11 protein-coding genes are annotated in these 10,872 nt (G+C 69.6%); 2 read left to right on the plus strand and 9 right to left on the minus strand.

The annotated features are described in order from the left end of the window. Nucleotides 1-323: 323 nt before the first annotated feature. From ung to sucC, 7 genes are all read right to left on the minus strand, one after another. A complete protein-coding gene (ung, locus tag AX685_RS18445) occupies nt 324-1,022 on the minus strand; it encodes a uracil-DNA glycosylase (RefSeq protein ID WP_066491280.1) in 699 nt (232 codons plus the stop codon). Between the two features lie 57 nt (nt 1,023-1,079). Then, nucleotides 1,080-1,253, minus strand: coding sequence for a hypothetical protein (locus tag AX685_RS22060; RefSeq protein WP_156445924.1), 174 nt, complete (start codon nt 1,251-1,253; stop codon nt 1,080-1,082). A 63-nt stretch (nt 1,254-1,316) separates the two neighbouring features. After that, nucleotides 1,317-1,964 (minus strand): peptidylprolyl isomerase, encoded by a 648-nt coding sequence (locus AX685_RS18450; protein WP_066491282.1) that lies wholly within the window; start codon nt 1,962-1,964, stop codon nt 1,317-1,319. Nucleotides 1,965-2,003: 39 nt separating this feature from the next. Then, nucleotides 2,004-2,696 carry a phytanoyl-CoA dioxygenase family protein gene (locus AX685_RS18455; protein ID WP_066491284.1) on the minus strand — a complete coding sequence of 231 codons (693 nt, stop codon included), beginning with the start codon at nt 2,694-2,696 and terminating at the stop codon, nt 2,004-2,006. Between the two features lie 24 nt (nt 2,697-2,720). Next, nucleotides 2,721-3,650 (minus strand): electron transfer flavoprotein subunit alpha/FixB family protein, encoded by a 930-nt coding sequence (locus AX685_RS18460; protein WP_066491286.1) that lies wholly within the window; start codon nt 3,648-3,650, stop codon nt 2,721-2,723. Nucleotides 3,651-3,674: 24 nt separating this feature from the next. Then, the gene (locus AX685_RS18465; protein ID WP_066491289.1) at nt 3,675-4,424 is read right to left on the minus strand and encodes an electron transfer flavoprotein subunit beta/FixA family protein; all 750 of its coding nucleotides are present in this window, start codon (nt 4,422-4,424) and stop codon (nt 3,675-3,677) included. 195 nt (nt 4,425-4,619) lie between these two features. Further along, nucleotides 4,620-5,819: an ADP-forming succinate--CoA ligase subunit beta gene (sucC, locus tag AX685_RS18470; RefSeq protein WP_066491302.1), complete on the minus strand. Its 1,200-nt coding sequence runs from the start codon at nt 5,817-5,819 to the stop codon at nt 4,620-4,622. Between the two features lie 206 nt (nt 5,820-6,025). Between sucC and AX685_RS18475 the strand changes: the two genes are divergently transcribed. Together AX685_RS18475 and AX685_RS18480 are read left to right on the plus strand one after the other, a co-directional pair. After that, nucleotides 6,026-8,704, plus strand: a complete 2,679-nt coding sequence (locus AX685_RS18475) for an ATP-dependent DNA helicase (RefSeq protein ID WP_066491304.1) — start codon at nt 6,026-6,028, stop codon at nt 8,702-8,704. A 15-nt stretch (nt 8,705-8,719) separates the two neighbouring features. Then, nucleotides 8,720-9,253, plus strand: a complete 534-nt coding sequence (locus tag AX685_RS18480) for a SixA phosphatase family protein (protein ID WP_066491296.1) — start codon at nt 8,720-8,722, stop codon at nt 9,251-9,253. 3 nt (nt 9,254-9,256) lie between these two features. Here the strand turns inward: AX685_RS18480 and AX685_RS18485 are convergent, their stop codons facing one another. After that, entirely contained in the window at nt 9,257-10,009 is a 753-nt protein-coding gene (locus AX685_RS18485) for a GIN domain-containing protein (protein ID WP_197418701.1), read from the minus strand. Between the two features lie 84 nt (nt 10,010-10,093). Further along, on the minus strand, nt 10,094-10,627 hold the full coding sequence (locus AX685_RS18490; RefSeq protein WP_066491301.1) for a CarD family transcriptional regulator: 534 nt from the start codon (nt 10,625-10,627) through the stop codon (nt 10,094-10,096). Nucleotides 10,628-10,872: the final 245 nt, after the last annotated feature.

Here is a 10,872-nt window from a genome sequence, read left to right on the forward strand (position 1 = left end):
GATGTCGCGGTCGAGCGCGCATCGGTTGCGCATCCGGCTGGCGGGCACGCCGTTCGTCGGCATGTGGGATCACATCCTCGCCGATCATCGCCGCCGGCTTGGCGATCCGTTCGTCCCCGCGCCGACCGCGCCGCCCGCCCGCCCGTGATGTGCGTGTCGCGTCACCGTCGCCCGGATGGCGCGGTCGTGGTGCGTGCCGGTCGCGCGAGCGTCGCCCCGGTGTCGCGTCGCGGGCGCGTCGCCGTCGCGCCAGCGGCGCGTCCGTCCGCAAACCGCGCCAGCGACGCAACGTTCGCAACATTCGCCGGCGCGCGCGCCCGCGCTCACACCGTCGCGGGCAGCGCCCAGTCGATCGTGCCCCGGCCGTGCTCCGCCAGGAACGCATTGGCGCGGCTGAAATGCCGCGACCCGAACCAGCCCTTGTACGCCGACAAGGGCGAGGGGTGCGGCGCGGTGAGGACCAGATGGTGGCCGCCGCGGCGAAGGTCCGTCACGAACGCGGCCTTCTTCTGCGCATGGCTGCCCCACAGCAGGAAGACGACCGGCTCTTCCTTCGCCGCGACCAGCCGGATCACCGCGTCGGTGAACCCCTCCCACCCGCGGTCGCGGTGCGAGGCGGCCTGCCCTTCCTCGACGGTCAGCACGGTGTTGAGCAGCAGCACCCCCTGCCGCGCCCAATGTTCCAGGAAACCGTGCGCGGGCGGCGTGACGCCGCAATCGTCGGCCAGTTCCTTGTAGATGTTGATGAGGCTGGGCGGCGGCTTCACCCCCGGCCGCACGGAGAAGCACAGGCCGTGCGCCTGTCCCGCGCCATGATAGGGGTCCTGCCCCAGGATGACGACGCGCACGTCGGGCAGCGCGGTCAGTTCCAGCGCGCGGAACCAGTCCGCCGAATGCGGGAAGATGCGCTTGCCCGCCGCCTTCTCCTCGCGAAGGAAATCGCGCAGCGCCGCCATTCCCGCGCCCGCCAGCACCGGGCGCAGCGGCTCCAGCCATGTCGTGTCGATGCGCGGATCGGCCATGGCCCGCCTCCTATCGCGGCGGCGCGGGCGCGTCCATGCGGGGCCGGCGGGCGGCGCCTAGTCGGGGATGCCGCTCGCCGAATCGGCGCCGGTGGCACGGCCGCCGTCCTTCTTCGGGTAATCCTCGGGCGCAACCGTCGACTGGTTCTTCACCGCCTGTTCGTCGCCCGCGTCGCGGATGGTGCCGTCGTCGCGCACGTCGCCGCCGGGCTTGTTGGGTTGCCGTTCCATCGTCCGTCTCCTTCGCCGCACCAACGGGTGGCGACGGCGGACGGATCCGGCGCCCCGGCCGCGTCAGCCCTCGGTACGCCGCTCGATCAGCCACGGGCGCGGGCGGCCGGTCGGCCTGGGCGTGCCGTCCAGCCGGATGACGCGGTCGACGCGGACGGGCTTGAGCATCAGCGTGCCCTTCATCCCGCCGCCGGTCTTCTCCGCCAGGATGCGGCGCACGGTCGCCTGTCCGGCGACGACGCGCCCGAACGCGGCATAGCCGGGGTTGGCGGGGGACCAGTCCATCGACGGCATCGCGCCGACGGTGATGAAGAAATTGCCGTTGGCCGATCCCGGTGGCCCCTTGCGCGCCATGGAGATGGTCATGTCGAGGTGGCGGATACCGGTCTTCTTTGTCGATTCATGCGGAATCATGTCCAGGAAACGGCGCGCATCGGTGCGGATGCCGGACTGGATGAAGCCATATTGCGGCGCGCGGCGGTTGCGCGCGGTGCGGTAGAAACTGACCCCGTCGAACCGCCCGTCGTCGACATAGCGCAGGAAATTGGCGGTGGTGATCGGCGCGCGCCGCTGGTTCAGCGCCAGCACGATCGGCCCGTCGGCGGTTTCCATCCGTACCCGCACCCAGCCGGGTGTCGCCCGGTCGGCGCGCTGCGCCGTCGCCGGCATGGCGGCGAGGAGGGGGATCAGCAAAAGGGAGAGGAAACGCATGTCCGCCCTATCCGGCGCGTCACGGTCCCGCGCAACCCTTCACACGCCCAGCCATTCCAGCGGCGCGGCCAGCGGATCGGCGGCATAGTCGACCTGCACCACCCGCCGCCGCGCGCCGGTCGCCGCGGCGGAGGCGTGCAGGATCGGGGTGGCATAGGCCCAGATGTCGCCCGCGCTCGCCCGGCACGTCCGGCACCCGTGCCGCGCCACCACATCGGCGATCGCCGGCTCCGCGATCCGCCCCAGCCGGTGCGATCCCGGCGCGATCAGCAGCGGCGCATTGTCGTCCGGCATATCGTCCAGATGGATGCGCAGCGTCACCATCGCCTCGATCACCGCAAAGGGTGGCTCGACATGCAATATCCCCTGCTTGCGCGTCCACGGCCCGTAACCGGGGACGTCATGCCGCGCGCTCACTGCGACGGTACGATCCTGGTGCCACGCCAGCGACCAGTTCGCGGCGGGCGACTTGTCGAACAGCAAGGCGCGGACCGGTCGCGCCCGCTCGCCCATATAATGCGTCGCCACGCCATGGATCACGCCCGCGGACAGCACCGCGGTCAGGTCCGGCACGCCGTGCAACCGCACCCCCGCCCGCCCCTGCGGCTGCGCTGCCGCGATGGCGAGCAGCGCGCCGAGCACGCCGTCTGCCGCGCCGGCATGATGCACCGCCCCCACCGACGAAAAGAGGGCGGTCGCCCGGTCGGCGCCGCCCTCCTTCGCGTCGGTCATGGAGCGGTCGCCCCGCGCCGTTCGTTACAGCTTCTCGGTCAGTTCCGGTACGATCTTGAACAGATCGCCGACCAGGCCGATGTCAGCCACCTGGAAGATTGGTGCGTCCTCGTCCTTGTTGATCGCGATGATCGTCTTGCTGTCCTTCATCCCCGCCAGATGCTGGATCGCGCCCGAGATGCCGACCGCGACATAGACTTCCGGGGCGACGATCTTGCCGGTCTGGCCGACCTGGTAGTCGTTGGGGACGTACCCTGCGTCCACCGCCGCGCGGCTGGCGCCGACGCCAGCGCCCAGCTTGTCGGCCAGCGGCTCGATCACCTCGGTGAACTTCTCCGCCGAACCCAGCGCGCGGCCGCCCGACACGATGATCTTCGCGCTGGTCAGTTCCGGCCGGGTCAGCTCGGCGATCTCCTGCCCCTCGAACGTCGACAGGCCGGCCTCGCCGGTCGTCGCGACCGCTTCGACGCTGCCCGATCCGCCTTCGGCCGCAGCCTTGTCGAAGGCGGTGCCGCGCACGGTGATGACCTTCTTGGCATCCGACGTCTGCACGGTGGCGATGGCATTGCCGGCGTAGATCGGGCGAGTGAACGTGTCCTCGCCCTCCACCGACAGGATGTCGCTGATCTGCATGACGTCGAGCAGCGCGGCGACGCGCGGCGCGATTGCCTTGCCCGAGGTGGTGGCCGGGGCGACGAAAGCGTCGTGACCGTCCATCAGCTGCTTGACCAGCGGCGCGACATTCTCGGCCAGCTGATGGGCATAAGCGGCATCGTCCGCGACATGCACCTTGCCGACGCCGGCGATCTTCGCCGCCGCCTCGGCGACGCCGCCAACACCCTGGCCGGCGACGAGCAGGTGCACTTCCCCCAGCTTCGACGCGGCGGTGACCGCCGACAGCGTGGCGTCCTTGACGGCATTGCCGTCGTGTTCGACCCAAACGAGAGTCTTCATGTCTCTATCCTCTCTGCCCGGCGCTTACTTGGCGATGCCCATCGACTTGAGCTTGTTCACCAGCTCGTCGACATCGGCGACCTTGATCCCGGCCTGGCGCTTGGCCGGTTCGGTGACCTTCAGCGTCTTGATCCGCGGCGTAACGTCGACGCCGTAATCGGCGGCGGTCTTCTGCGCGAGCGGCTTCGACTTGGCCTTCATGATGTTCGGCAGGCTGGCGTAGCGCGGCTCGTTGAGCCGCAGGTCGGTCGTGACGATCGCCGGCAGCTTGTAGCTGTCGGTCTCCAGCCCGCCGTCGACCTCGCGGGTCACCCTGGCGGCATCGGCGGTCAGTTCGATCTTCGATGCGAAGGTCGCCTGACCCCAGCCGAGCAGCCCGGCCAGCATCTGGCCGGTCTGGTTGTTGTCGTCATCGATCGCCTGCTTGCCCAGGATGACGAGCGAGGGCTGTTCCTCCTCGACGATCTTGGCGAGGATCTTGGCGACGCCCAGCGGCTCGACCTTGTCCTCGGCGATGACCAGGATCGCGCGGTCCGCGCCCATCGCCAGCGCGGTGCGCAGCGTCTCCTGCGCCTTGGCCTCGCCGATCGAGACGGCGACGATCTCGGTCACCGTGCCCTTTTCCTTGAGCCGGATCGCCTCCTCGACGGCGATCTCGTCAAAGGGGTTCATGCTCATCTTCACGTTGGCGAGGTCCACGCCGGACCCATCCGCCTTCACGCGGGGCTTCACGTTATAGTCAAGCACGCGCTTGACCGGCACCAAGACCTTCATCGAGGCTCCTTCCTCATCCTGTCCTTACGCGGTCGCGTTGGCGATCCACATGGCTGTTCAGGCCGTCTTTCGCAAGTGCGGTATGGCGTCGCGCGCGTCGGAGCGCCATTCCGTAGCGTCAGCGGCACGACAAGAAACGGCCCGGACGATCAACGCCCGGGCCGTGCGATTCGCTTCAAAAGTAACGACGCCGGGTCACGCCGCCTTCTGCACCTCGGCGACTATCTTCTTCGCCGCATCGCCCAGATCGTTCGCCGGCACGATGGCGAGGCCCGAGTTGGACAGGATTTCCTTGCCCTGCTCGACGTTGGTGCCCTCCAGACGGACGACCAGCGGCACCGACAGATTCACTTCCTTCGCCGCCGCGACGATGCCCTCGGCGATGATGTCGCACTTCATGATCCCGCCGAAGATGTTGACGAGGATGCCCTTCACCGCCGGATCGGCGAGGATGATCTTGAACGCCGCGGTCACCTTCGCCTTGTCGGCGCCGCCGCCGACGTCGAGGAAGTTGGCCGGGAACATGCCGTTCAGCTTGATGATGTCCATCGTCGCCATCGCCAGACCCGCGCCGTTGACCATGCAGCCGATGTCGCCGTCCAGCTTGATGTACGCCAGGTCGTACTTCGATGCTTCCAGTTCGGCGGGATCTTCCTCGGTTTCGTCGCGCAGTTCCATCAGGTCCTTGTGACGGAACATTGCATTGCCGTCGAAGCCAACCTTGGCGTCGAGCACCATCAGCTTGCCGTCTTCGGTGACAGCGAGCGGGTTGATCTCGATCTGCGACGAATCGGTGCCCAGGAACGCGTCGTACACCTTGCCCGCCAGGCTCTGCGCCTGCTTGGCCAGATCACCCTCGAGGCCCAGCGCATTGGCGACGGCGCGGCCGTGATGCGGCTGGAAGCCGGTGGCGGGATCGACGTCGAACGTGTGGATCTTCTCCGGCGTGTCGTGCGCGACGGTCTCGATATCCATCCCGCCCTCGGTCGACACGACGAAGGCGACGCGGCCGGTGGCGCGATCGACCAGCAGCGCGAGGTAGAATTCCTTGGCGATGTCGACGCCGTCGGTCACGTACAGGCGGTTGACCTGCTTGCCGGCCTCACCCGTCTGGATCGTCACCAGCGTGTTCCCCAGCATCTCGGCCGCGGCGTGGCGCACCTCTTCCTCGGTCTTGGCGAGGCGGACGCCGCCCTTGCTGCCCTCCGGCAGTTCCTTGAACTTGCCCTTGCCGCGGCCACCGGCATGGATCTGCGCCTTGACGACATAGAGCGGTCCGGGAAGCTTCTTCGAGACGTCGACCGCCTCCTCCACGCTCATCGCGGCGTAACCAGCCGGCACGGGGACGCCGAACTTCGCGAGCAATTCCTTGGCCTGGTATTCGTGGATGTTCACGGGCCGATCCTCCAGCAATTGATAGAGTCGAATGCGTTCCCACGGCCTAAAGCACACGGCTTGACGCGAATCCACCTTCATATGTGCAGCTGCGAAGCATTTGCGGTATCGTTTCCTAGGTTGCCAATCTGTTCCCTGGAGCGCACCTAGGGGCGGTGACGCCGCTTCCCTATCCCGCGCTGCACGCCAGCCATTCCGGCATCTGGATGGCGCAGGGCGACGAACCCGTGCGCGCATTGTCGCGGGGCGAGGCGATCCGGCTGGCGGCGGACACGCCGGTGATCCTGCTCAACGCGCCGCTGGTCGGGCAGCGGCTGGGCTATGCCGATCTGTCGGGGCTGGACGTGCTGGAGCTGTTCGCCTTCCTCCATCCTGCACGTTTCATGGTACCGACGCCCAAGGGCGTGGCGCAGGCGACCGGGCTCACGCCGCCGGGGTCGGATGCCGATGTCGCGCCCTTCCTGCTGGAGGCGGCCGTGCGGATGCTGGCCGTCACCGATACCGACTGGCCGGAGCGGGAGGGCGCATGGACCGCCGCGCAATCGCTGACGCGCGCGCGCTGGGCGTGGGCGCCGGTGGTGACGCCGCGCCTGCGCAAGCCGGCGCAGAATGAACGCTGGCTGTTCACGCGCCTGCCCGAATGGAGCGAGGCCGCGCCGCGCCGCGCCCCGCGCACCGTGACGCTGGACGATCGCCAGGTTGCCGAGCGGGTGACGACGCTGACCGGCGCCGGGGCGGAGGCACGCGGTGGCCAGCGCGCCTATGCCGCCGCCGCCGCGGGCGCCTTCGCCCCGCGCGTCGCGCGCGAGGTGCCGAACCTGGTGCTGGCGGAGGCGGGAACGGGGATCGGCAAGACGCTCGGCTATCTCGCGCCGGCGTCGCTGTGGGCCGAACAGGCGGGCGGGGCGGTGTGGATCTCCACCTACACCAAGGCGCTGCAACGCCAGCTGGGGCATGAGACGACGCGCCTCCACCCCAATCGCGCCATCCGCAAGGCCAAGGTAGTGACGCGCAAGGGACGCGAGAATTACCTGTGCCTGCTCAACCTGGAGGATGCGTTGCAGGGCGGGTTCGCGGGACGCGCCGCGATCCTGGCGCATCTGGTCGCGCGCTGGGCCGCCTATACCGACGACGGCGACATGGTGGGCGGCGACCTGCCGGGGTGGCTGACCACGCTGTTCCGCCGCAACGGCTCCGCCGCGCTGACCGACCGACGCGGGGAATGCATCTATGCCGGCTGCCCGCATTATCGGAAATGCTTCATCGAACGCGCCGCGCGCGCCTCGGCGGAGGCGGACCTGGTGATCGCCAACCATGCGCTGGTGATGGTCAACGCCGCGCGCGGGCGCGAACTGGCGACGCACCCGACCCGCTACGTCTTCGACGAGGGACATCACCTGTTCGATGCCGCCGACGCGATGTTCGGGACGGCGCTGACCGGGCAGGAGACGATTGAGCTGCGCCGCTGGATCGTCGGGCCGGAGGGCGGGTCGCGCGGCCGCCGCCGCGGGCTGCAGGCGCGGCTGTCCGATGTCGCGGGTTATGACGAAGCGGGCGCGCGCGCGATCACCGATATTGTCGCGGCGGCGGGATCGCTGGCGGCGGACGGCTGGCTGGCGCGGATCGCGGAGGGTGCGCCGTTCGGCGCGATCGAGCATCTGCTCGCCGCGGTGCGCGGGCTGGCCTATGCGCGTGCCGAACAGGATGCCGAGGCGGGATACGGGCTGGAGACCGAACTGGCGGCACCCTCCCCCGAACTGATCGAGGCCGCCGCCCCCGCTGCACACGCCCTCGACGCGCTCGTCCGCCCGATGGTCGCGCTGGGCAAAAGGCTGGAGGCGGTGCTGGCCGAGGCGCCCGACTGGATGGACGGCCCGGCGCGCGCGCGGATTGAGGGGGCGATCGCCTCGCTCAGCTGGCGCGCGGAAACGGTGGCGGGGTGGCTGGCGCTGCTGGCGCGCATCGGCGGACCGGCGGACGACCGCTTCGTCGACTGGCTGGCGGTCGACCGGGTCGAAGGGCGCGAGTTCGACATGGGGCTCCACCGCCGCTGGGTCGATCCGACCATCCCCTTCGTCGAGACCGTTCTGAAGCCCGCGCATGGCGCGCTCGTCACCTCGGCGACGCTGACCGGCGGGGGCGACTGGTCGATCGCGGAGGCGCGGGTCGGCGCTCCGCATCTGGCGCGCGCGCCCGAACGCTTCGCCGCCCCCAGTCCGTTCGATTACGCCACCCAGGCCGAGGTGCTGATCGTCACCGACGTGAAGCGCGGCGACGTGCCGGGACTGGCCAACGCCTATGCCCGGCTGATCGAGGCGAGCGCGGGCGGTGCGCTTGGGCTGTTCACCGCGATCCGCCGGCTGCGCGCGGTCCATGCGCGGATCGCCGACCGGCTGTCGCGCGCGGGGCTGCCGCTTCACGCCCAGCACGTCGACCCGGTCGATACGGGCACGCTGGTCGATATCTTCCGCGACGATCCGCATTCCAGTCTGCTCGGCACCGATGCGCTGCGCGACGGGGTGGACGTGCCGGGGGACTCGCTGCGGCTGGTGGTGATGGAGGGCGTTCCCTGGCCCAAGCCGACGGTGCTGCACGCCGCGCGACGGATGGCCGACGCGGGGCCCGGCGGGGGTGGGGGCAACACCTATGACGACCGGATCGTGCGCGCGCGGCTGGCGCAGGCGTTCGGGCGGCTGATCCGGCGCCGCGACGACAACGGGCTGTTCGTGCTGCTGTCCTCGGCGATGCCGTCGCGCCTGCTCGACGCCTTTCCGCCGGGCGTCCCGGTGGCGCGTGTTCCGCTGGACGAGGCGATCGTGCGGGTACGACAGCGGCTTTCCTCGACGCGCGCGATCGGGCATGAGGCGGCGCACGACATCGCCTAACGGAGATCAGGACCGGTGAAGACGCTGACGCTGCTGCGCCACGCCAAATCGGGCTGGGACGATCCGGTGGCGCGCGATTTCGACCGCCCGCTCAACCCGCGCGGGCGCCGCGCGGCCGCGACGATGGGGCGCCACCTGCGCGCGCTGGACATGGCGTTCGACCGGGTGATCGCGTCCCCGGCGGTACGGGTTCAGGAAACGCTGGACGACGTCGGCCAGGGATTCGGGCGGATGGCGCCGGAATGGGACCGGCGGCTGTACCTGGCGTCCGCGGCCAGCCTGCTCGACGTGATCCGCGAATGCCCGGCCGATATCGGCTCGCTGCTGCTGGTCGGGCACAATCCGGGGCTGGAGGATCTGGTGCTGATGCTGGTCCCCGACAAACGCGGCGGTCTGCGCGACAGCGTGGAGGAGAAATATCCGACCGCGACGCTGGCGCAGATGACCTTCGCGGTCGACGACTGGGCAGCGGTGGCGCCCGGCGGCGCAACACTGACGCACTTCATCCGCCCACGCGACGTCGACCCGGAGCTCGGCCCGGAAGCCTGATCCTCAGCGGATCGCCGCCGTACACCGCACCTGCGAATCGGTCGACACGCGCACGGTGCACGCCGCGTTACCCGCGACGTCGACCACGCTGCCCGCCGACGCGCGCACCGTCGCGGTCGACCGCGCGGCGGCGCGGACCTGCGCGGCATCGCCCGCCTGGATGACGAGCCGGTCGGTGGCGAGGCCCGCCGCATCGATCGTGCCGGCATCCGATCCGATCCCGCTCGCCGCCAGCCGCACCTCCGCCGCGCGCCCCGCCAGCGACAGGCTGCCACCGCCGATCAGCGTGGCGACCAATTGGGGCGTGTCGAGCGCGGTGACGGTCAACGCCCCCTTCCCCGTCACCGTCAGCATGACGCGGTCGCCGCGCATCCCCGCCACGCTCACCGGCGCATCGGCGAACAAAGCCACCGACTGGAGCCGCGGCACCGCCACCGTCACCGCGCCGCGCAGCGACGTCGCCGGACGCACGGCATTGCCCGCCAGCCGGATCAGCAGCGTTCCCGCATTGACCGTGACCTCCAGCGCCTCCAGCACGTGCGGATCGTCGGCGGTAGCGCGCACCGCATTGCCCGCGCCGGTGGTGACGGTCACCGCCAGCGGTGCTTCGACCTGCAGCCGTTCGGCGCTGCCCAGATGCCAGCTGCGCTCCGAAGCGGATGCGGGGCTCGCCCCCAGCGCCAGCCCCAGCCCCAGCATCGCCCCGGCGATCAACCGCATCGTCCGCCCGATCATCGTCGCCCCCAATGTTGTCAATGTTGAGTCGATCGCAGGGGTTGCGCAAACGAAAAGGGGCGACCCGTCCGGACCGCCCCCTTTCGTCGCCGGAAGGATGCCGGGTCAGGCCGGCACCTTGTCCTTGTTGTAGATCGCCGCGGCGGTGCGCAGGATCTCCAGGATCTTTTCCTGCGCCGCCGGCTCGTCGATCTGCTCCATAGCAGCCAGCTCGCGCGCCAGGCGGCTGCAGGCACCCTCGAAGATCTGCCGCTCGGAATAGCTCTGCTCGGGCTGGTCGTCGGCGCGGAACAGGTCGCGGACCACCTCGGCGATCGACGCCAGGTCGCCCGAGTTGATCTTCGCTTCATATTCCTGCGCGCGGCGGGACCACATGGTACGCTTCACCTTGGGCTTGCCCTTCAGCGTTTCCATCGCCTCGCGCATCGTCTTGTCCGACGACAGCTTGCGCATCCCGACCGATTCGGCCTTGTTGGTGGGAACGCGCAGCGTCATGCGCTCCTTCTCGAACCGCAGCACGTACAGCTCCAGCTGCATGCCCGCGATTTCCTGTTTCTGCAGCTCGATCACACGGCCGACACCGTGCTTGGGATAGACGACATAGTCACCGACATCGAAATGCAGAGCCTTGGCAGCCATAGGTGGCCTTTCCGGTGTTGTTGCCCGGGACGCGGTCGCCGCGACAAGGACCGTCGCGGGAGGGCGTCGTCAGGGACAGATAGGTTGGACGTCTCCATCGGGCGCGGGAAATGACAAAGCGCCCGTGCCGGACGTATGTAGCACCGCCGCAATAAAATTTCCAGCGCCTTTGGGACAGCACGGCTGACGCGCGGGAACCTTTCCGGTTCCGCGACGGGACGGTGCGTCCGACGGTAGCGGCGGGC

This window comes from Sphingomonas sp. CCH9-F2, assembly GCF_001556735.1.
GTDB lineage: Bacteria > Pseudomonadota > Alphaproteobacteria > Sphingomonadales > Sphingomonadaceae > Sphingomonas > Sphingomonas ginsenosidimutans.

Coding starts and splice junctions, on each gene's coding strand:
- AX685_RS18450 (WP_066491282.1), bottom strand. CDS start 1,964: ATGCGTTTCCTCTCCCTTTTGCTGATCCCCCTCCTCGCCGCCATGCCG.
- AX685_RS18455 (WP_066491284.1), bottom strand. CDS start 2,696: ATGACCGACGCGAAGGAGGGCGGCGCCGACCGGGCGACCGCCCTCTTT.
- AX685_RS18490 (WP_066491301.1), bottom strand. CDS start 10,627: ATGGCTGCCAAGGCTCTGCATTTCGATGTCGGTGACTATGTCGTCTAT.
- AX685_RS22060 (WP_156445924.1), bottom strand. CDS start 1,253: ATGGAACGGCAACCCAACAAGCCCGGCGGCGACGTGCGCGACGACGGC.
- AX685_RS18460 (WP_066491286.1), bottom strand. CDS start 3,650: ATGAAGACTCTCGTTTGGGTCGAACACGACGGCAATGCCGTCAAGGAC.
- AX685_RS18475 (WP_066491304.1), top strand. CDS start 6,026: ATGGCGCAGGGCGACGAACCCGTGCGCGCATTGTCGCGGGGCGAGGCG.
- ung (WP_066491280.1), bottom strand. CDS start 1,022: ATGGCCGATCCGCGCATCGACACGACATGGCTGGAGCCGCTGCGCCCG.
- AX685_RS18465 (WP_066491289.1), bottom strand. CDS start 4,424: ATGAAGGTCTTGGTGCCGGTCAAGCGCGTGCTTGACTATAACGTGAAG.